We start from the raw sequence: 19075 nt of genomic DNA, 5'->3' as shown, positions 1-19075 counted from the left end.
CTTTCCGCGCAGGTTGCTTTGAGGATATGTCATGAAAAAAATATTGCTTTTTCTGCTGATGCCGCTGCTTTTTGCGCTCTTGCTGGGCGCCTGCGTGCATCAGTACGGCTCCGCCAGTTCCGGCCCGCTGGATGTCTACCGGCACGGTCACCTGGACGAGGAACAGGCCGATGTGGCCGATGTGGTCTATGTGCATGTGCAGGACAAGAACGGTCTTATGCCCGACCTGCGCAACGATGTGGCCAGCCGCCTGCAACTGCACCATATCGTGCTGACCGACAATCCCAGCCAGGCGGGCTACATTCTGCAAATTTCTCTCATGGCCTGCGGGCTGTCCTCCGCCGACGAGGTGAAGTCCGTGGTCAATGCGGGCTACGGCGCGCCTGCGCGCCTGAGCGGACAGGGCACCACCGCCGTGGTGGCCGATGCGCTGCTGGTGCTGCGGCGGGTTCCCCGCGCAGACAGCAAGCAGGCCCTGCGCACCATTTCCAACCGGCAGGCCCTGGCCAGCAGCCAGATACGCATCGGCCTGCTGGCGCACCGCAGGCTGGACAGCTCGCGGGCACTGCCGCCGGATATGGCGGACACGCTGGCGGCGGAAATCTGTACGCCCATCATGCACCATGCCACAGGCGCTGATCCCCATGCCGCCGCGGCAGGCACGCGGCAGAAGCCCTAGGGGCAGCGTACCGTTTCGGCCTGCTGCCAGCGGTCGTTTTCCGCATGTCGGCATCGACAAGACCGTGTTCGTGCGGGATGCGGCCTCCCCTGGCGCCCGCGTTTTCTGACGCTCTGTTCTGCGAAAAATGCCGTTTGTTGCGGAGGGGACCTGTCTGCGTTCTGCCCGCTGTCCAGACAGCGCGTGCGCCGTCGCTGCCGGTGGCGTCTGTCCGGTATCCGGCGACGCAGGCGGGCAGGCCGCAGCATGCCGCATGGCGCGGCGGCTCGCCGGCGCCCGGCGTAGTTGTCGGCGGAGGGGCGGCAGCTATCAGGCCATGTCCGGGGGAGTGTTTTCGGCAGCGTCAGGGCGGCGCATGAGCGCCATGTATTCCTGATTGCCCTTGGGGCCGCGGATGGCCGCAGGCAGGACGCCTTCGCAGTGCAGATGCAGGGTCTCGCGGCAGAAGGTCAGAATCTTGTCCACGGCGCGCTGGCGGGCGGCATCATCCCGCACCACGCCCCTGACGGTCTCGCCGGGACCCAGCTCAAACTGCGGCTTGATGAGAATGGCCATGCGCCCGCCGGGGCGCAGCCACTGGAGACAGGTGGGCAGAATGAGCGTCAGGGAAATGAAGGACACATCGCCCACCACCAGGTCCACGGCTTCGGGAAGCAGGCTGGCCGGGGCGGAGCGCAGGTTGACCCCTTCCATGCTGATGACGCGGGCATCGGCCCGCAGGCGCTCGTGGAGCTGGTTTTTGCCCACATCCACGGCATAGACGCGCGCTGCCCCGTGCTGGAGCAGGCAGTCCGTGAAGCCGCCGGTGCTGGCGCCGGCATCCAGGCAGACCAGGCCGCGCACATCCAGACCGAAATTGTCCAGAATGGTCAACAGCTTGTAGGCGCCGCGGCTGACGTAGCGCTCCTTTTCCAGCAGCACGAAGGTGGTGGTTTCGGGATAGGCATGGCCGGGCTTGTCCACCAGGAGAGGCGGCGCGCCGGGCGGCAGGCCCTCGGGCGAGAGGGCCACCTTGCCCGCCATGATGAGGCGGCGGGCCTGTTCGCGGCTTTCGGCAAGGCCCTGGGCATGGACAAGGGCATCGGCCCGCAGGCGGGCCACCTTGGGACGGGGCGGTCTGGCAGTGGATTGCGTAGCTGACATGGGCGGCAGTGTAGCGGCTTGCGCCATGGCCCGCAATGCGGCAGGGAAAATTTTTGCCGCCTGGCGTCCAAGGCTTGCCAAATGCCCGAAAGCGGGCTATAGATTTTGGCCCTGCTACGTTTGGGCGCGCCCGTCCGGCGCTGCCCGGCAACGATTTTGCAACGGCGCAAGCCGTTGGCCATACACGAGGTTGATCATGAAGAAAGACATCCATCCCAAGGTGTACAAGGCTACCATCACCTGCGCCTGCGGCAATACCGAAGAAGTGCTCTCCACCAAGGGCGAGCAGGTGCATGTGGAAGTGTGCTCCGCCTGCCATCCCTTCTTTACCGGCAAGCAGCGTTTCCTCGACACGGCCGGCCGTATCGACCGCTTCCGCAAGAAGTACGCCAAGTTCGAGCAGAAGTAGCGCCTGCCGCACCTGCGGCAAGCCCGTTGTGCCGTCCCCGGGGACGACAGATCTTACCTCTGGCAAGGCCGTCAGCATCCTGTTGTGCGGCCTTTCCAGAGGTCTATCCGTATAGGGGGTCTATGTTTCGCACTGTTCTTCGCGCCCTCATGCTGGCCATGCGTTCGTCCTGCCCTGCCGTGGGCGGACAGGCAGTCATGGAAGGCATTATGATGCGCCATGGCGACCGTTATGCGCTGGCCGTGCGCCGTCCTGACGGCAGCATCGGCGTGCAGCGTCATCCCTGGTTTTCGCTTACCCGGCATCCCCTGCTGAAAAAGCCCTTTGTGCGCGGTTTTCCCGTGCTGCTGGAAACCATGGTCAATGGCATCAAGGCGCTCAACCGCTCGGCCGAGGCCCAGACCGGGGAAGACGAAACCCCGCTGGAGGGCTGGCATCTTGTGCTGACGCTGGCGCTCTCGCTGGCGCTGGCGCTGGTGCTCTTTGTGGTGGTGCCCCACGGGCTTTCGCTGCTCATGCAGTGGCTGGGGCTGGGCGGCGGTGTGGAGGGACTGACCTTTCACCTGTGGGACGGCTTTTACAAGTGCTGCATTTTTGCAGGCTATATCTGGGCCATTTCCCTGCTGCCGGATATCCGGCGCGTCTATCAGTACCATGGGGCGGAGCACAAGACCATCCATGCCTTTGAGCACGGCGGCGTGGTCAGCGCGCAGACGGCCGGGCGCATGAGCCGCCTGCACCCGCGCTGCGGTACCACCTTTCTGCTGTTTGTGATCTGCATTTCCATCATTATGCACGCCGTGCTCGTGCCGGCCATGCTGGCCCTGTACACCCCGTCCGGCGGGCTGGCCAAGCAGGTGCTGACCGTGGTGTTCAAGCTTTTTCTGGTCATCCCCATCAGCGCGCTGGCCTACGAGCTTATCCGCTATGCCGCGCGTCTGTCCGACGGCCCGTGGGCCAGCGTCCTGCGCACGCCGGGCCTCATGCTCCAGCGTCTGACCACGGCGGAGCCTGACGGGCCGCAGCTGGAAGTGGCCGTGGTGGCCCTGCGCGAAGCCCTCGGGGACGAGCAGGCAGGGCGCGACATTCAGACGGCCCCCTACACCATCGACAACGCCTGAGGCGTTCCGTTTCCGTGGAGGATACATGTTCGCTAAACTGGAAGCCCTGGAAAAGAAATATGATGAGCTGGAGCAGCAGCTTGCGGACCCTGCCGTCTACAATGACCAGGAGCAGTACCGCAAGGTGGCCAAGGCCCATGCCGATCTGAAGGATGTGGTGACCCTGTTCCGCAAGCATCGCAAGCTGGAGCAGGACCTGGCGGACAACAAGCAGATGCTGCACGACAGCGACCCGGAAATCCGGGAAATGGCACAGGAGGAAATTGCGGCAGCCGAAAAGGAACTGCCCAAGCTGGAGCATGACCTCAAGGTGCTGCTGCTGCCCAAGGACCCGCTGGATGACAAGAACACCATTCTGGAAATCCGCGCCGGCACGGGCGGTGAGGAAGCCTCGCTCTTTGCGGCGGATCTGTTCCGCATGTACACCCGCTATGCCGAAATCAAGGGCTGGAAGGTGGAAATCATGAGCGAGTCTCCCTCGGATTCCGGCGGATACAAGGAAATTATCTGCCTTATTTCCGGGGACCGCGTGTACAGCCACCTCAAGTTCGAGGCCGGGGCGCACCGCGTGCAGCGTGTGCCGGCCACGGAAACGCAGGGCCGCATCCACACGTCGGCGGCCACGGTGGCCGTTATGCCCGAAGCCGAGGAAGTGGACGTGGAAATCCGCCCCGAAGACCTGCGCATCGACATTTACCGGGCCTCCGGGGCCGGTGGGCAGCACGTCAACAAGACCGAGTCCGCCGTGCGCATCACCCATATCCCCACGGGTACGGTGGTGACCTGCCAGGACGAACGCTCTCAGCACAAGAACAAGGCCCGCGCCATGAAGGTTCTGGCCTCGCGCATCCTGGCGGCCGAACGTGAGCGCCAGAACAGCGAGCTGTCGGCTGACCGCCGTGCGCAGGTGGGGTCCGGTGACCGCTCCGAGCGCATCCGCACCTACAATTTCCCGCAGGGACGTTGCACGGACCATCGCATCAATCTGACCCTGTATTCCCTGGACCGCATCATGGAAGGGGAACTGGATCCGCTTCTGGAAGCTCTGGCCACGGCTGCCCAGGCCGAGGCGCTCAAGGCCCACGCCGAGGAAGCGTAGCCATCCGCCCCCGCCCTGCGGGGGTTTTTTTCACCTTCAGCGCAAGGGGGGGGCCATGACCTTTTTGCTCATTGTTCTTTGCGGCACGGCCGGGGGGCTGCTGTTTCACTGGCTGCATGTTCCCGGCGGTCCCATGCTGGGCGCCGTGCTGGCCGTGCTGGCGGGCAAGCTGCTGGGCCAGCTCATGGCGGATACGCCGGCCCTGTTTCAGCTGGTGGCGCAGATTTCCATCGGCATCTTTGTGGGCAATATGCTGACCACCACAACCCTGCTGGAAATCCGGAGCATGGCGGGCCTCATGTTTGCCGCCACCGGCCTGCTGCTGGTGGCGGGCTGCGTGGGGGCCTGGGCCATTTCCTCCATGACGGGCATGGATGCGGCCAGCGCCGTGCTGGCCACCAGTCCCGGCGGCCTGCAGGCGGTCATGGGGCTGGCCACGGACCTGGGCCAAACGGCGCCCACCATCATGGCCTTTCATATTGTGCGCCTGTATACGGTGGTCATCCTGGCGCCCTTGCTGAGCTGGCTGCTGCACCATTTCCTGCAACATTAGGCGGATTTTCGCCTCCGGGAGTCTGGCAGGGGCTTACCGTTCTCCCGGCCGGGCGTGCTCCTGGGCGTGCGCTGCGGCAAGGCGGCTGCTGCCGTTATGGACAGGGATGCTTCCCCGACACCGTAAAAAGGGCGCTTCCCGTGGCGCCGGGCCGGCACGGTGCGGCGCTCCGTGAGGGCATGGAACAGGCGGCAGGCAGGGTCCTGCTCCCTGACAGGCGGGGCGCTTTTGTCTGCGTTTTCTGCCCGGGGAGGCTTGACGTAGGGCACATCTTGGGGGAGAAAAGGCAGCCGATCATCCCGTAGTGCCGGCGGAAAAACATCAGGGAGAGGGAGCCTGCCCATGCAACGGAAACACCGCGCGCATACCGGCAGCATGCCGGGGGGCTGGCGCCTGGCAGGGGCCGTCCTGTGCTGTGCCGTGCTGCTGACCGGCTGGACCATGGCCTGGGCCTCGGTGCCGGCCCGTCCGGCGGACAGCGGAACGGTGGCCCGTGCGCCGTCTGACCATGCGCTGGTGCTGGCGCCCTTCTTTATTCCCCCGCGCATGACCGGCGAAAGCCCGGAGCGCGGGGACCTTGTGGTCTGCCGCCTGGTGTTGCACATGGCGGACGGTCCCGGCCTGGACGAAGCGCGCCGGCGGCAGCCGGAGCTGCGGGACGCGCTGTTCTACTATCTGTGCCAGCGGGGGGTGCGTCTGCTGCGTGACGGCACCGGCCTGTCCGCCGTGCAGGAAGAACTGGCCGTGGTGGCCAACAGCCATCTGACGCGGGGGCGGGTGACCGCTGTGACGCTGGAGCGCCTGGCCCTGCCCTGAAGACGCTGCTGCCTTGTGTGTGCGTCGCGGCGCGGAAGGTCCCGCGCGGCCCTGCGGCGTTGTGCATGACGGAAATTTTGTCGCCCGTGGCGACAGGACACTGTGATATGATGGTGCCGGAGAGCTGCCGTGCTGTTGCCGCAGGAACAGCCGGAACAGCCGCCGGCAAGGTGCATCCCCTGCAACCCCAACCTACCCGGAGCTGTTTTCATGGAGCCGTTTGCCGCTGGCTGGCTGTCTCTGCTGCCGCCCATCATCGCCATCACCCTGGCGCTGCTGACCAAGGAAGTCATTTCTTCCCTTTTTCTCGGCATTCTTGCCGGGACTGTCATTCACACCATCGGCGCCGGCACCGGCTCGCTGCTGGTGAAACCCGTGGAGACCGCCTTTGAGGTCATGACCACCAAGGTGGACTTCAGCATCATCATCTTCTGCACCCTGCTGGGGGCGCTGGTCTACGTCATTGCCATGGCCGGCGGCACCCGGGCCTACGGCAAGTGGGCCACCAAGCACATCACCAGCCGCCGTTCGGCCATGCTGTCCACCAGCGGCCTGGGGATTTTCATCTTCATTGACGACTATTTCAACTGCCTTACCGTGGGCACGGTCATGCGCCCCGTGACGGATGCCTTCAAGATTTCCCGCGCCAAGCTGGCCTATATCATCGATGCCACGGCGGCTCCCATCTGCATCATTGCGCCCATTTCCAGCTGGGCGGCGGCCGTGGGCAGCAACCTCAAGTCCACCAATGCCTTTGAAAGCGACTTTGCCGCCTTTGTGGCCACCATTCCCTACAATTTCTATGCCCTGCTGTCCCTGGTCATGGTGATCATGGTCTGCATGGGACGTTTTGACTTCGGCCCCATGCTGCGGGCCGAGCAGCGCGCCCGCCGGGGGGACATCGGCGCGGAAGAACCGGCCACCACGGAGCGCAGCCAGCCGGAGGTCAGCGGCAAGGGGCACCTGCTGGACATGATTGTGCCCATCGGCAGCCTGATCGTCTTTGCCGTGCTGGCGCTGCTCTATAACGGCGGCTACTGGGGGGACAATCCGGCGTATCACACCATGGCGGCGGCCTTCGGCAACTGCACGGCCTCCAAGGCGCTGGTCATTGCCTCCTTTGCGGCCATGGTGGTGGCCTTTGTGCAGTTTGTGGCCCTGGGGCGCATGTCGCTCAGAACCTTCATGGACGGCGCCACCCAGGGCATGAAGACCATGATGCCGGCCAATATCATTCTGGTGCTGGCCTGGACCATTTCCGGGGTCTGCCGCGATCTTTTGCAGACGCCCCAGTATGTCAAGTCCCTGGTAGAAGCGGACGGCGGCCTGACCGGCGGTCTGCTGCCGGCCATCATCTTTGCGCTGGCCGGTTTCCTGAGCTTTTCCACGGGGACGGCCTGGGGAACCTTCGGCATCCTCATTCCCATTGTGGTGCCCGTGGCGCAGGCTGTTGACCCCAATCTGGTGCTGGTCTGCCTGTCTGCCACCCTGGCCGGCAGCGTGTTCGGCGATCACTGCTCGCCCATTTCCGATACCACCATCCTGTCCAGTGCCGGCGCGGCCTGTACCCACATCGAGCATGTATCCACACAGATGCCCTATGCCTGCATTGTTGCCGCCAGCAGCTTTGTGGGCTATGTGGTGGCCGGCTTTACCGGCGGCAGCCTGCTGCCCAGTCTGGGCGCCGGTCTGGCGGTCATGATCATTGTCATGCTTGTGCTGCGTGCCCGTGCGCCGCAGCTGGCCGACGAATAGACCACGCTTCCTTGTTGCAGAAACGGCCCCGTATCCGTCGGATGCGGGGCCGTTGCGTTGCGGAGGGGGGCGGGCAAGGGCGTTGTGCCGGCGCCTATTCGCTGTAGATCATGCGGCGGGTCATGCCGCCATCCACGGGCAGATTGACGCCATTGACAAAGTCATTGGCCGCATCGGCCAGAAAGAGACAGGCCCGCAGAATGTCGTCTGGGCGTCCCACCCGCCCCGAGGGATGCTGGGCATGGTCCTCTGCCGAAAGTTCGGCGGCATCGCCGGTGTGGATCCAGCCCGGGCTGATGGCATTGACCGTGATGCCGCGTCCGCGCAGGGAGACGCAGAGCGACTGCGTCAGGGCCACCAGGCCGCCCTTGGACGCGCCATAGGCCTCCCAGTGGGCCTCGTTCTGCTGCCAGCGCGTGGAGGCCATGTTGATGATGCGTCCGTAGCCCGCACCGGCATTGGCCGCCAGAAAGGCCTGACAGCAGAGCGCCGCGCCGCGCAGATTGGTGTGCAGGACAGCGTCCCATTCTGCCACGGTCAGGGCTTCCAGCGGTTTGCAGAAGTGGCTGACGGCGCCATTGTTGATAAGCACGTGCAGCGGGCCGAACAGGTCCACGGCCCTGGCAAAGGCGGCCTGGATAGCGTCGGGGCAGCACAGGTCCATGACCTGGCTGTGTATGTGCGGATGGGCAAATCGGCAGTCTTCCCTGTCGCAGGCCAGCACGTGAAAGCCCTGTGCGGCAAAGCCCTGGCAGAGATGGCGTCCGATACCGCCGGCGGCGCCGGTAATAAGAACGGCAGGCATGGGTCCTCCGGGGAAAAAGGGAATGCCGGGCCGGCACGGGAAGCCGGCCAGACAGCACATGAACCGGTACCATCATGAAGGATGTCCTGCCCGGCTGCAAGGAGCGTGAGGCATGTCACTGGAAAGTCTTTTTCTGTATACCGTGCTGTCCGCGCTGCTGGTCATCATGCCGGGGCCGGACTTTGCCCTCATGGCGCGCCTCACCCTGGGGCAGGGGCGGGCAGCGGGATCGGCCGCGGCCTGCGGCATCACCCTGGGCATCTGCCTGCATACGGCACTGGCCATGCTGGGCATTTCGGCGGCCATTGCCCATTCCCCCCTGCTGTTTTCCCTGCTCAAGTACGGGGGCGGGGCCTTTCTGGTCTGGATGGGCCTGCAATCCCTGCGCAGCGCAGCGGCGGCAGCGGCGGCCGTGCTGCGCTACAGCGGGACGGAAGACAGCCGGCAGGCGCAGGCGGCGGGACAGCCGGGCCGCCGCGACCTTCCGGCAGCAGGGACCGGCCTGCGGCGGGCCTTTGGTCAGGGTTTTCTGACCAATGCCCTCAATCCCAAGGCCGTCATCTATTTTCTGACCTTTCTGCCGCAGTTCATGGACCCCGACGCGCCCCTGCCGCCGCAGTTTCTGCTGCTGGGCGGCATCATGGCGCTTCTGGTGCTGGCCTGGTTTCAGGCGCTGGCCCATCTGCTGGACCGCATCCGCCCCCTGTTTCTGCGGCCTGCGGTACAGCTCTGGCTGTATCGGCTGACGGGGATATTCTTCATGGCCTTTGGCCTGCGCCTGGCCTGCATGGCGCTGTGAGCAGCGCGCAAGAAAAAAGGCCGTGTCCAGGGACACGGCCAGAAAAGGCAGGATATGGCGCGTCCGGCGAGATTCGAACTCACGGCCTTTGGCTCCGGAGGCCAACGCTCTATCCAACTGAGCTACGGACGCACTCGTTTCCCTGTAGCCTTTTGCCGGGGGACTGTCAAGCCGCAGGCGCGGAGGGCAGCGGCTGACAAGGCCGCGGCCTTTGGCTACACTGTGCCCATGGCACGGCAACGGAACATTCTTGTGGGAGTCAGCGGTGCCAGCGGCATGCCGCTGGCGCTGCATCTGCTGCGGCTGCTGGGAGCACGGGAGGACGTGTGCACCCATGGCATCATTACCCGCGCGGCCGAGGCGGTGCTGCGGGCGGAAGGGGGACTTTCCGTCGCGGAGCTGGCGGCGGCGGTGCAGGTGCTGCATGCGCCGGAAAACATGGCCGCGCCGCCGGCCAGCGGTTCCTGGCAGCATGCCGGCATGGTGATCGTTCCCTGTTCCATGAACACGCTGGGCGCGCTGGCTGCCGGACAGACCGCCAATCTGCTCCAGCGGGCGGCGGATGTCTGCCTCAAGGAGCGCCGGCCCCTGGTGCTGGTGACCCGCGAAAGCCCGCTTTCCCGCATTCATCTGCGCAATATGCTGACCCTGCACGAGGCCGGGGCCGTCATCATGCCCTTTTCGCCGGCCTTCTATCTTCATCCCCGAACGCTGGACGAGCTGCTGGACCAGTTCTGCGGCCGCATTCTTGACCAGTTGCATCTGGACCATGCCCTGGGCCGCTGGGGCGAAAGCGCCTGCCCCGCGGCGTCATCCCCATGAAAGGAGAGCGTATGAGCAGCATTACCTGGTACGGTCACTCGGCTTTTCGCATCAGTTCCCCGCAGGGGGGGCAGGAGCGCCATCTGTGCATTGACCCCTTTCTCACGCCGGCTTCCGGGGTGACGGCGGACAGCATGGGACCGCTGGACGTGGTGCTGGTCACCCATGACCACGATGACCATGTGGGCGAGGCCGTGGCCCTGTGCCGCAGGAGCGGCGCCATGCTGGGCGCCATTGTGGGTACGGCCGAAACGCTGGTGGCCCGCGGGCTGCCGCAGGAGCAGCTGCTCAACGGCATCGGCTTCAACATGGGCGGCACCGTGGAGCATGCCGGCTTTGCCATGACCATGGTGCCGGCCTTTCATTCCAGCCAGTCCGGCTGTCCGGCGGGCTATATCATCCGCACGCCCGACGGGCTGACCATCTATCATGCGGGGGACACCTGCGTGTTCAGCGGCATGGCCCTGTGGGGTCAGCTCTATGCCATTGACCTGGCCCTGCTGCCCGTGGGCGGCGTGTTCACCATGGATGCCCCGCAGGCGGCCCTGGCCTGCGCCTTGCTGGGCTGCAAACGGGTCATTCCCATGCACTGGGGCACTTTCCCGGTGCTGGCCCAGTCCACCGATGCCTTCAAGGCCGAGCTGGCCCGGCGCGCTCCGGGCTGTACCTGCCTGGATATGGTGCCCGGGCAGAGCTGCCAGCTGCGCTGACGGCAGGGCGGGGGCGGCTGACGCCATGCCCCCCGAACCGTTGCGCATGATTCCGGCAGCCCCCCTTGACGCCATGTCGCGGAGACGATAAGGGGGCCTTGCGTCATGGCGCGGGCAGCGGAAAGGCGCGGCCTTTTTCGTGGCAATGCTGCCGGCCAATACCCCTTTTGCGGAGGAAGGTAATGAAGAAGATTCTGGTGTTGCTGATGGTGGCGCTGCTGGGTCTGCCTGTGGGCGTGTCTGCTTGGAGTCCTGACGGTGACGTGACGGTGATTGTGGCCTACAAGGCCGGTTCCGGCACGGATACCGGCGCGCGTCTGCTGGCCGCTCAGGCGGAAAAATACGTGGGCAGGACCCTTGTCATCAATAATCTGCCCGGCGGCGACGGCAAGATCGGCTGGACGGAACTGGCCAACGCCAAGCCCGACGGCAGAACCCTGGGCTTCATCAACCTGCCCACCTTCACCACGCTGGCCGTGCAGCCCAATTCCACCTTTGCCGTGAGCGACGTGATTCCCGTGTGCAATCAGCTCAGCGAAAACGGCGTGGTGGTGGTGCGTGCCGACAGCCCCTGGAAGAGCCTGACGGACCTGGTGAAGGCCTGCAAGGAAAAGGGCAACCTGCGCTGCTCCACCAATGGCGTGGAAGCCTCCAACCATACGGCTGCCCAGCTGCTGGCCACGTCCGCCGGCTTCCGTTACAAGGCCATTCCCTACGGCGGCACGGCGGATCAGCTGCTGGCCCTGCGTCAGGGCGAAGTGCATTTTTCCTGCGCCAAGGTGGCTGACGTCATCGGTCTGTGCGGTGGCGACAAGCCCGAGCTGCGCGTGCTGGGCGTGTTCAATACGGCCCGGCTGCCGGAATTTCCCGAAGTGCCCACCCTGGGCGAGCTGGGCTACTATAAGGAATGGTACGGCACGGCCCGCGCCCTGGTGCTGCCCAAGGGCACGCCGCAGGAAATCGTGGATTTCTATGTGGAAGCCTTCCGCAAGACCATGCAGGACCCTGCCTGCATTGCCGCGCATGAAAAGGCCGGCATGACCCTGGATTTCAAGGACAACAAGCAGCTGGCCGACCTCATCGCCGCGCAGGAAATCTTCTGCCGCGATGTGGTGTCCAAGCTCTACAAGAAGTAGCGGAACAGCGTCCTTGGCGGCGGGAGAGCAGACCTCTTCCGCCGCTTTTCTGTCTTCCAGCCTCTGGAGCCGGCCTGTATGAAACGATCCGACATTGGCGTGACGGCCTTCATCTATGCCGTTACGCTCTTTTTCCTGTACATGACCCTGGACCTGCCGCCGGATGCGCAGACCTATCCGCTCTGTCTCATTGCGGGCCTTCTGGGTCTCAATACCCTGTATCTGCTGCGCTGCCTGCATCAGCTGCTGCGCAGCCGCAGCGGGGTGGTCAATGATCTTCCCGTCATTTTCGAGGGCTTTCGCTGGAAGCAGTTCAGCGCGCTCTGTCTGGGCTGCATCCTGTATATGGTGCTGCTCCAGATGCTGGGCTTCTACCTTGCCAGCACGCTCTATCTGATGGGCACTCTGGCCTTTCTGCGTGTGCCGCCGCTGCACATCGGCCTGACGGTGCTGGCCATGGGTGTGATGATCTACGTTGTCTTTACCCTCTTTCTCAAGGTGCCGCTGCCCGGCGGCCTGCTGTTCCGGTAAAGGGAGGCGTCATGTCGGAAACACTGGCTCTCATGGGCGCGGGCTTTCTGCACGCCATTGCGCCCATCAATCTCTTTGCCATGCTGGCGTCCACCATTGTGGGCATCACCATCGGCTGCCTGCCCGGCCTGTCGGCAGCCATGGGCGTGGCCCTGCTGCTGCCGGTCACCTTTGGCATGAATCCGGCAACGGGTCTCATCGTGCTGGGCGGCATCTATTGCGGCGCCATTTTCGGCGGCTCCATCAGCGCCATTCTCATTCATACGCCGGGCACGCCGGCCTCGGCGGCCACCGCCATCGAGGGCTATCAGCTCACCCTGCGCGGCAAGGCGGCCAAGGCCCTGTTCACGGCCTGCTTTGCCTCCTTCTGCGGCGGCCTGCTGAGCTGCATTTCCCTGTATTTCTTTTCGCCGCTGCTGGCGCAGCTGGCCATGCAGTTCAAGAGTCCGGAATATTTCTGGCTGTCGCTCTTCGGCCTGACCATCATTGCCGGCGTTTCCTCCCGATCCCTTCTCAAGGGGCTGATTTCCGGGGTGCTGGGCCTGCTGCTGTCCACCATCGGCATGGATCCCATGGAAGGGGTGCCGCGCTTCATGTTCGGACAGAGCACCCTGTACAATGGCGTGAACACCACCTGCGCCCTCATCGGTCTGTTTTCCATGTCGCAGGTGCTCATTCTGGCGGAAAAGCGCATTGTGCAGCGGCCGAAAGCCTCGGCCATGACGGACCGCTTCGGCCTGAGCCGCGAGGAATACAAGCGCATTTCGCCCACCATCATCCGTTCCTGGCTCATCGGCAATATTGTGGGCATTCTGCCCGGTGCCGGGGCCTCCATTGCCTGCTTCATCGGCTATAACGAGGCCCGCCGCTTCTCCCGGCACAAGGAGGACTTCGGCAAGGGGTCCATTGAAGGTGTGGCCGGTTCCGAGGCGGCCAACAATGCCGTGACCGGCGGTTCGCTCATTCCCACCCTGACGCTGGGCATCCCCGGCGAATCGGTAACGGCGGTGCTCATGGGCGGTCTCATCATCCACGGGCTGCAACCGGGGCCGGAGCTGTTCACCACCTATGCGGGCATGACCTATACCTTCTTTGCGGGCTTTGTGCTGGTGCAGTTTTTCATGCTGGCCGTGGGCATGCTGGGCTGCCGGGGCTTTGCCCATATCTCGCGCCTGTCGGACGCCATTCTCATTCCGTCCATCTTCCTGCTGTGCGTGGTCGGTTCCTACGCCATTCACAACAATTTCGTGGAAGTGGTCATCATGCTCATCTTCGGGGTCATCGGCTATCTGGCCCGCAAGTTTGACCTCAATGCCGCAGCCATTGTGCTGGGCCTCATCCTGGGACCCATCGGCGAACGCGGCCTGCGCCGTTCCCTGCTCATCAATGACGGCGATCCCTCCATCCTCTTTTCCACGCCGCTGTGCTGGGTGCTCATCGCGCTCTGTGTGGTGGGTGTGCTGTCGCCCCTGTTCATGGCCCGCATGGAGCGCCGTTTGCGGGACGGGGTGGGCAATCACTGATGCTGCCGGGCGGCGCGCTGCCCTGCATACATAAAACCGCACAGGCCCGTTCCCCAAGGGGAGCGGGCCTGTCTTTTGTTCGTGCGTGTCCGGGACTGGCGGCCGTGCCGCGGCGTCAGCAGCGCCCGTTGGAGCGGCCGGCAGCCGCAGACTCGTCAAAGACCGGAACGTGAAAGCTGAGGCGGGCACGCAGGCCGCCTTCCGGGCTGTCCAGCAGGCTGAGATCGGCATTGTTCTGCCGGGCCATGCTGCGGGCAATGGCCAGGCCCAGGCCGCTGCCGCCATCGTGGGCGCCCCGGGCCGGGTCCAGGCGGAAAAAGGGTTCAAAGACACGCTCCCGGAATTCACGGGGAATGCCGGGGCCGTCGTCATCCACATCCACAAGGATGGTCCTGCCGTCCTCGTGGCAGTGCAGGCGTATGACAATATGGCTGGCATAGCGCCGGGCATTTTCCAGCAGATTGTCCAGGCAGCGGTGCAGGGCGTGGGCACGGATGGGAACAATCCATTCACCGGACGCGGGCGGCTTGCCGATATCCAGGCGCAGGCTTCCGCTGCCGTCTTCCATGGCGGCCTGCCGGTCCTCCAGCAGGCTGAGCAGAAAGACGGCCAGGTCCGTGCGCAGCAGGCTTTCCGTGGGCAGCTGGGCCTGCCCCAGCTCGTGGCTGCTGCGCATGATGGCCGACAGGGTATTGATGTCGGCCTGGAGCTTGCGGCGCATGGTTTCGTCCTCCACCTGCTCCACCCGCAGGCGCAGGCGGGTCAGAGGGGTGCGCAGATCGTGGGCCACGGCGGAAAGCATGCGCTCGTGCTGTTCCAGGGCTGCCCGGATGCGCAGACTCATGCGGTTGAAGGCTCGTGCCGTATGGGCCACTTCCGGGGGGCCGCTTTCGGCAAGAGGGGCGGCGCGGCCATCACGGCCCAGGGTTTCGGTGGCCAGGGCCAGCTGATGCAGCGGCTTCACAAGGCGATGCACCACCAGCATGGCCAGCAGCATGATCACCAGGGCTTCCACGGCCAGCATGGTAAGCATGAGCGGCCATGACGGAGCCAGGCGGCTGATGCGCTGAATATCCAGCCAGGTTTTGTTATCCAGGCGGACAAAAAGCTGGCTGATGTAGATATCGGCCTGATCCGTTCCCGGCAGCATGAGCAGGCGGGCCAGGCCCGTGGGCCCGTCACGGCTGACGCGGGTGACGAAAACCCACGGCGGCACGGCGGTGGGGGCATTGGAATAGTCCTTGCCTTCCAGGGGGTTGTCGTTGTCGAGCCAGAAGGAAATGCTGGGCGGGAAGTGATCTGCTTCGGCGCTGCCGGGCAGATGGGCGGTTTCTTCCCCCTGGTAGCGGGAAACCATGTCCTTGCTCCAGGGCAGCAGCGTGGCGGCCCGCGGTTCGGGCGAAGGCGGGGCAGAGGCGTCATTGGGCGGCAGCGGGGCCACAAAGCCCTTGAGGCTGTCGCGGATGCGCTGGCGCAGGTAGAGGGTGGCCGCGTCGTAGACCTGGACCGGCGCCGTGCTGGTGTGCAGGATGCGGGCATTGACGGCCTCCAGGCGGCGCAGGCGGACCAGCAGTTCCGGCAGGGGGGAACCGCCTTCGCGCAGGGGGTCGAGCATGAGCAGGCAGAGGGTCAGGCTGGAGGCATGGTCAGACAGCACCATGCGGGCGGCCTGTTCGTCATCCAGGCGGTGGGCCAGCAGGGCCGTGACGCTGTGCAGCAGCAGAAAGGTCAGCCCCAGAAAAAGCCAGAGACGGGAGCGCAGGCCAAGGCGGGCAAAGCGCTTCATGACGTATGACGGCTGCCGCCTGCGGGCAGGACTTCGCTGCGGACATCGGCGGCCAGCACATAGCCTTCGCCGCGCACGGTCTTGATGAGGGTGCCGTAGCGGCCGCCATCGCGCAGGCGGTTGCGCAGGCGGCTGACCAGCACGTCGATGCTGCGGTCATAGGGCTGGGCATTGCGGCCCTGGGTCAGCGCCAGCAGCGTATCGCGGCTGAGCACCTGTTGCGGCCGTTCCAGAAAGATGCACAGCAGGCGAAATTCCGCGCCGCTGAGGGGCAGGATCACATTGTCCGGCGTCAGCAGATGCCGGGCCGTGGTGTCCAGGCGCCACGAGCCGAAATGCAGCAGGCGCCCCTGAGGGGGCGAGGGCGTGGCTTCGCTGCTGCGGCGCAGCACCGTGCGGATGCGGGCCAGCAGTTCGCGCGGTTCAAAGGGCTTGCCCAGGTAGTCGTCTGCCCCCAGTTCCAGCCCCACGATACGGTCCGTGCTGCCGTCCAGTGCGGAAAGAAAGATGGCCGGCACGGCGGACTGCTGCCGCAGGCGGCGCAGCACGGCAAAGCCGTCGTCACCGGGCAGCATGATGTCCAGCACCACCAGATCGGCAGGGGCATTGCGCCAGAGCGCAAAAAATTCCTCCGCATTGCTGGCACTGGACACCGTAAGGCCGTTGCGGGTCAGGTAATCCACCAGCAGTTCGCGGATGTCGGCATCGTCATCAAGAAGATAGATGGTTTTTGTGGTATCCATAGGCAGAGGCACGGGACTGCGGCGGCATGCGCCAGGGGATGATGACCCTATGGTAGCCCATCTTGCCGGGACGGGCAAGGCAGCAGGCCCTGCCGGGGGCCGAAGAGGCTGTCGGCCAGCTTGCGGTGGGCGGCGGGCATGGCCAGGGTCTGGAGCTGCTGGGGCGTGACCCAGCGGAAGGCGCTGGCCGCCGTGAGCACGGGCGGTTGCGGCGGCTCGGCGCTGCTGGCCTGCGGGCTGTCGGGCGCCAGTTGCAGCCCGAAGCAGTGCAGGGTCACGCGATAGGTGGTATAGCCGTGCCGGATGATGCCATGGCTCCGGTCAACGCGCACGGCCAGGCCCGTTTCCTCGGCATATTCGCGCACCACGGCCTGGGCGGGCGTTTCGCCGGCTTCCAGGCGGCCGCCGGGAAATTCCCACAGGCCGCCCCAGGCGCCCTGATCGCAGCGCTTCTGCACAAAGATGCGCCCCCGATGCTCCAGCACGCCGGTGACCACCTCAATGGGCACGATGGCGCTTTTTTTGCCGCTGACCGGGCGCTCGTGCACAATGCCCAGATGGCGGGCCGTGCAGAACGCTGCCAGCGGGCAGACCTCGCAGCGGGCCTTGCGGCCGCAGACAAGCGCCCCCAGTTCCATCATGGCCTGATTGTGATCACGTGCCCGGGAAGGCGGCAGCAGCCGGGCAGCCAGCTGGGCAATGCGGGTGGCGGCCGGCTTTTCCTTCACCGGGCTGTCCTCATCAAAGACGCGGGCAATGACGCGCTCCACATTGGCATCAATGCAGGGTACCGGCGTTTCAAAGGCAATGCTGGCAATGGCTGCCGCCGTATACGGTCCCACACCGGGCAGGGCGCGGATATCTTCCAGCCGGGAGGGAAAGACCCCGCCGTGCCGCTGGCATATGTGCCGGGCGGCAGCCAGCACATGGCGTGCCCGCGAATAATAGCCCAGCCCTTCCCAGGCATGCAGCACGTCTTCTTCGGACGCTGCGGCCAGGGCCGCAATATGGGGAAAGCGGGCCATCCAGCGCCGGAAATAGGCCACGCCGCGTTCCATCTGCGTCTGTTGCAGCATGATTTCGGAAATCCAGACCTCGTAGGGGGCATAGGTCTCCCGCCACGGCAGGGGGCGCCGGTGCTTGGCAAACCAGCTGAGCAGGGCCTCCTGCAGGGCGGGCAGGTTTTCCAGGGGCGGAAGATGGCCTGGGGGGGGCGTGCCCCCCGTCACAAGAACGGCCTGGCGGGGAGACGGGGAGGCCGCAGGGGTGGTCTGACGTTTCATGGCATGAATCTACACGCCGGCGGGCACATTGTCATCTGTGGAGCTTTGGCGTATGCTTCCCCCGCATGCTGCGGCGGGCCTGTCGCCGCCTGTGTAAATCGCCATCCCCAAGGAGTTCCCATGTCCGAGAATCCCACGGTGCTGCTGGAGACAACCTCCGGCGACATCCTGATTGAACTGTTCGCCGACAAGGCCCCGGAAACCGTTGCCAACTTTCTCAAGTATGTGGACGACGGCTTTTATGCCAATACCATCTTCCACCGTGTCATCCCCGGCTTCATGATTCAGGGCGGCGGCCTTGGTGCCCGTCTGGATGCCAAGCCCACCCGCGAACCTGTGAAGAACGAGGCCGACAACGGCCTGAAGAATGATCGCGGCACCATTGCCATGGCCCGTACCATGGACCCGCACAGCGCCACGGCCCAGTTCTTCATCAATCTGGTGGACAATGAATTTCTGAACTACAGCAGCCCCACCACCCAGGGCTGGGGGTACTGTGTCTTTGGCCGGGTTACCGACGGCATGGACGTGGTGGACAAGATTGCCAAGATCAAGACCAAGGCCGTGGGTCCCCACGAGGCCGTGCCCACCGACATGGTGCTCATCACGGGCGCCAGCCGCTTTGAATAGACTGTGCATGCGGGCAGCGCTGCCGCTGTGCGCATGAAGGACGGCGGCCTGTTCCGGGCAGGATGCCGCGGGACGGCTGCCGTCTGCTATGCTGGGCTGCCAAGCCCCCGGAGTACGACATGAAGAAATGGTTTGCCGGCGTCTGCCTGTGCCTGTGGTCCCTGCTGCCGCTGCTGGCACACACGGCCCGCGCCGAAGATGAGATGATTGACCCCAGCGACTACATTTGCGCGGAATTTGTGGCCCTGGCCTCCACGCAGGCAGAGCCGCCCCTGTTCCAGGGTTTGCAGATTGACGGCTTTGTCAGTTCCAATATGGGCAAGGCCACGGTGGATCCGCGCCTGATCATGACCCTCATGACCACAACCTATGCCATGTGCCAGAAGGACCCCACGGCCGTGGTGGCCGATCTCTGGCAGGACCTGCGCAAGGAAATGCCGGACCCGCAGGACGAAAAGTGGCGGGCCGATGCCACCACCTGCCGTCAGTACAACGAGAATCCCACGGATGGCGACGGCTTTGTGGTCTGGCTGGACGGTTATAACCGGCATTATAACGTGACCAACAAGTCCGTGCTTTCCAGTCCCAAGCGTGGCGACGCCTTTGTGGAATACTGCAAGACCCATCCCGACACGCTCATGATCGATGCCCTGCAGGAAGTGCTGGGCAACAAGTAGCGGTTACACCGCCTTTGATTCATATGTGCAGAAGCGCCCCGCCGGCATGCCGGCA

20 protein-coding genes and 1 tRNA gene are annotated in these 19075 nt (G+C 64.8%); 15 read left to right on the top strand and 6 right to left on the bottom strand.

Annotation, left to right across the window (positions count from 1 at the left end):
• Positions 1–31: 31 nt before the first annotated feature.
• Positions 32–679, top strand: a complete 648-nt coding sequence (gene traT / locus Q0J57_RS04090; RefSeq protein WP_297217350.1) for a complement resistance protein TraT — start codon at positions 32–34, stop codon at positions 677–679.
• Between the two features lie 309 nt (positions 680–988).
• Here the strand turns inward: traT and Q0J57_RS04085 are convergent, their stop codons facing one another.
• Complete coding sequence (locus Q0J57_RS04085; protein WP_297217348.1) at positions 989–1822, bottom strand: TlyA family RNA methyltransferase; 834 nt, start codon at positions 1820–1822, stop codon at positions 989–991.
• Positions 1823–2018: 196 nt separating this feature from the next.
• Between Q0J57_RS04085 and rpmE the strand changes: the two genes are divergently transcribed.
• The 6 genes from rpmE (at position 2019) to Q0J57_RS04055 (ending at position 7575) form a co-directional block, all read left to right on the top strand.
• On the top strand, positions 2019–2231 hold the full coding sequence (gene rpmE / locus Q0J57_RS04080) for a 50S ribosomal protein L31 (RefSeq protein WP_297217346.1): 213 nt from the start codon (positions 2019–2021) through the stop codon (positions 2229–2231).
• A 197-nt stretch (positions 2232–2428) separates the two neighbouring features.
• Positions 2429–3352, top strand: a complete 924-nt coding sequence (locus Q0J57_RS04075; protein WP_297217434.1) for a DUF1385 domain-containing protein — start codon at positions 2429–2431, stop codon at positions 3350–3352.
• 25 nt (positions 3353–3377) lie between these two features.
• Positions 3378–4451 carry a peptide chain release factor 1 gene (gene prfA, locus Q0J57_RS04070; RefSeq protein WP_297217344.1) on the top strand — a complete coding sequence of 358 codons (1074 nt, stop codon included), beginning with the start codon at positions 3378–3380 and terminating at the stop codon, positions 4449–4451.
• A 55-nt stretch (positions 4452–4506) separates the two neighbouring features.
• On the top strand, positions 4507–5004 hold the full coding sequence (locus Q0J57_RS04065) for an AbrB family transcriptional regulator (RefSeq protein WP_297217342.1): 498 nt from the start codon (positions 4507–4509) through the stop codon (positions 5002–5004).
• 342 nt (positions 5005–5346) lie between these two features.
• A complete protein-coding gene (locus tag Q0J57_RS04060) occupies positions 5347–5820 on the top strand; it encodes a hypothetical protein (protein WP_297217340.1) in 474 nt (157 codons plus the stop codon).
• Positions 5821–6030: 210 nt separating this feature from the next.
• A complete protein-coding gene (locus Q0J57_RS04055; protein ID WP_297217338.1) occupies positions 6031–7575 on the top strand; it encodes a Na+/H+ antiporter NhaC family protein in 1545 nt (514 codons plus the stop codon).
• A gap of 94 nt (positions 7576–7669) precedes the next feature.
• Here Q0J57_RS04055 and Q0J57_RS04050 read toward each other — a convergent pair whose 3' ends face one another.
• Positions 7670–8380, bottom strand: a complete 711-nt coding sequence (locus tag Q0J57_RS04050) for an SDR family oxidoreductase (RefSeq protein WP_297217336.1) — start codon at positions 8378–8380, stop codon at positions 7670–7672.
• Positions 8381–8492: 112 nt separating this feature from the next.
• On the opposite strand from Q0J57_RS04050, the gene Q0J57_RS04045 reads away from it, so the two are divergent.
• On the top strand, positions 8493–9179 hold the full coding sequence (locus Q0J57_RS04045) for a LysE family translocator (RefSeq protein ID WP_297217334.1): 687 nt from the start codon (positions 8493–8495) through the stop codon (positions 9177–9179).
• Positions 9180–9234: 55 nt separating this feature from the next.
• On the opposite strand, the gene Q0J57_RS04040 is transcribed toward Q0J57_RS04045, so the two are convergent.
• Positions 9235–9311, bottom strand: a tRNA-Arg gene (locus tag Q0J57_RS04040).
• 96 nt (positions 9312–9407) lie between these two features.
• Between Q0J57_RS04040 and Q0J57_RS04035 the strand changes: the two genes are divergently transcribed.
• The 5 genes from Q0J57_RS04035 (at position 9408) to Q0J57_RS04015 (ending at position 13901) form a co-directional block, all read left to right on the top strand.
• A complete protein-coding gene (locus tag Q0J57_RS04035; protein WP_297217332.1) occupies positions 9408–10001 on the top strand; it encodes a UbiX family flavin prenyltransferase in 594 nt (197 codons plus the stop codon).
• A gap of 11 nt (positions 10002–10012) precedes the next feature.
• Entirely contained in the window at positions 10013–10711 is a 699-nt protein-coding gene (locus Q0J57_RS04030; RefSeq protein WP_297217329.1) for a metal-dependent hydrolase, read from the top strand.
• Between the two features lie 182 nt (positions 10712–10893).
• Complete coding sequence (locus Q0J57_RS04025) at positions 10894–11847, top strand: tripartite tricarboxylate transporter substrate binding protein (RefSeq protein WP_297217326.1); 954 nt, start codon at positions 10894–10896, stop codon at positions 11845–11847.
• Between the two features lie 78 nt (positions 11848–11925).
• Positions 11926–12378 carry a tripartite tricarboxylate transporter TctB family protein gene (locus Q0J57_RS04020; protein WP_297217324.1) on the top strand — a complete coding sequence of 151 codons (453 nt, stop codon included), beginning with the start codon at positions 11926–11928 and terminating at the stop codon, positions 12376–12378.
• A gap of 11 nt (positions 12379–12389) precedes the next feature.
• On the top strand, positions 12390–13901 hold the full coding sequence (locus Q0J57_RS04015; protein WP_297217323.1) for a tripartite tricarboxylate transporter permease: 1512 nt from the start codon (positions 12390–12392) through the stop codon (positions 13899–13901).
• A gap of 115 nt (positions 13902–14016) precedes the next feature.
• On the opposite strand, the gene Q0J57_RS04010 is transcribed toward Q0J57_RS04015, so the two are convergent.
• From Q0J57_RS04010 to mutY, 3 genes are read right to left on the bottom strand one after another with little or no spacing between them, the layout of a single operon-like run.
• A complete protein-coding gene (locus tag Q0J57_RS04010) occupies positions 14017–15687 on the bottom strand; it encodes an ATP-binding protein (RefSeq protein WP_297217322.1) in 1671 nt (556 codons plus the stop codon).
• Positions 15684–16430, bottom strand: a complete 747-nt coding sequence (locus Q0J57_RS04005) for a response regulator transcription factor (protein WP_297217321.1) — start codon at positions 16428–16430, stop codon at positions 15684–15686. The genes Q0J57_RS04010 and Q0J57_RS04005 overlap by 4 nt, the downstream gene beginning before the upstream one ends.
• A 47-nt stretch (positions 16431–16477) precedes the next feature.
• A complete protein-coding gene (gene mutY / locus Q0J57_RS04000) occupies positions 16478–17713 on the bottom strand; it encodes an A/G-specific adenine glycosylase (RefSeq protein ID WP_297217319.1) in 1236 nt (411 codons plus the stop codon).
• A gap of 120 nt (positions 17714–17833) precedes the next feature.
• On the opposite strand from mutY, the gene Q0J57_RS03995 reads away from it, so the two are divergent.
• Both Q0J57_RS03995 and Q0J57_RS03990 read left to right on the top strand, forming a co-directional pair.
• Positions 17834–18343, top strand: coding sequence for a peptidylprolyl isomerase (locus Q0J57_RS03995; RefSeq protein ID WP_297217317.1), 510 nt, complete (start codon positions 17834–17836; stop codon positions 18341–18343).
• 119 nt (positions 18344–18462) lie between these two features.
• Entirely contained in the window at positions 18463–19020 is a 558-nt protein-coding gene (locus Q0J57_RS03990) for a hypothetical protein (RefSeq protein WP_297217314.1), read from the top strand.
• Positions 19021–19075 lie beyond the last annotated feature (55 nt).

It is taken from the genome of uncultured Desulfovibrio sp., assembly GCF_944324505.1.
In the GTDB taxonomy this organism is placed as follows: Bacteria; Desulfobacterota; Desulfovibrionia; order Desulfovibrionales; family Desulfovibrionaceae; genus Desulfovibrio.
The sequence above is the reverse complement of the archived record's forward strand: the minus strand, read 5'-3'. Positions and strand labels throughout refer to the sequence as shown.

Excerpts from the sequence above, each read along its gene's own strand:
- Q0J57_RS04025 (WP_297217326.1), top strand. The coding sequence starts at position 10,894 with ATGAAGAAGATTCTGGTGTTGCTGATGGTGGCGCTGCTGGGTCTGCCT.
- Q0J57_RS04050 (WP_297217336.1), bottom strand. The coding sequence starts at position 8,380 with ATGCCTGCCGTTCTTATTACCGGCGCCGCCGGCGGTATCGGACGCCAT.
- Q0J57_RS04055 (WP_297217338.1), top strand. The coding sequence starts at position 6,031 with ATGGAGCCGTTTGCCGCTGGCTGGCTGTCTCTGCTGCCGCCCATCATC.
- Q0J57_RS04005 (WP_297217321.1), bottom strand. The coding sequence starts at position 16,430 with ATGGATACCACAAAAACCATCTATCTTCTTGATGACGATGCCGACATC.
- Q0J57_RS04085 (WP_297217348.1), bottom strand. The coding sequence starts at position 1,822 with ATGTCAGCTACGCAATCCACTGCCAGACCGCCCCGTCCCAAGGTGGCC.
- Q0J57_RS04010 (WP_297217322.1), bottom strand. The coding sequence starts at position 15,687 with ATGAAGCGCTTTGCCCGCCTTGGCCTGCGCTCCCGTCTCTGGCTTTTT.
- Q0J57_RS04075 (WP_297217434.1), top strand. The coding sequence starts at position 2,429 with ATGGAAGGCATTATGATGCGCCATGGCGACCGTTATGCGCTGGCCGTG.
- Q0J57_RS03990 (WP_297217314.1), top strand. The coding sequence starts at position 18,463 with ATGAAGAAATGGTTTGCCGGCGTCTGCCTGTGCCTGTGGTCCCTGCTG.
- Q0J57_RS04030 (WP_297217329.1), top strand. The coding sequence starts at position 10,013 with ATGAGCAGCATTACCTGGTACGGTCACTCGGCTTTTCGCATCAGTTCC.
- traT (WP_297217350.1), top strand. The coding sequence starts at position 32 with ATGAAAAAAATATTGCTTTTTCTGCTGATGCCGCTGCTTTTTGCGCTC.
- Q0J57_RS04045 (WP_297217334.1), top strand. The coding sequence starts at position 8,493 with ATGTCACTGGAAAGTCTTTTTCTGTATACCGTGCTGTCCGCGCTGCTG.
- Q0J57_RS04035 (WP_297217332.1), top strand. The coding sequence starts at position 9,408 with ATGGCACGGCAACGGAACATTCTTGTGGGAGTCAGCGGTGCCAGCGGC.
- Q0J57_RS03995 (WP_297217317.1), top strand. The coding sequence starts at position 17,834 with ATGTCCGAGAATCCCACGGTGCTGCTGGAGACAACCTCCGGCGACATC.
- Q0J57_RS04065 (WP_297217342.1), top strand. The coding sequence starts at position 4,507 with ATGACCTTTTTGCTCATTGTTCTTTGCGGCACGGCCGGGGGGCTGCTG.
- prfA (WP_297217344.1), top strand. The coding sequence starts at position 3,378 with ATGTTCGCTAAACTGGAAGCCCTGGAAAAGAAATATGATGAGCTGGAG.
- Q0J57_RS04060 (WP_297217340.1), top strand. The coding sequence starts at position 5,347 with ATGCAACGGAAACACCGCGCGCATACCGGCAGCATGCCGGGGGGCTGG.
- Q0J57_RS04015 (WP_297217323.1), top strand. The coding sequence starts at position 12,390 with ATGTCGGAAACACTGGCTCTCATGGGCGCGGGCTTTCTGCACGCCATT.
- rpmE (WP_297217346.1), top strand. The coding sequence starts at position 2,019 with ATGAAGAAAGACATCCATCCCAAGGTGTACAAGGCTACCATCACCTGC.
- mutY (WP_297217319.1), bottom strand. The coding sequence starts at position 17,713 with ATGAAACGTCAGACCACCCCTGCGGCCTCCCCGTCTCCCCGCCAGGCC.
- Q0J57_RS04020 (WP_297217324.1), top strand. The coding sequence starts at position 11,926 with ATGAAACGATCCGACATTGGCGTGACGGCCTTCATCTATGCCGTTACG.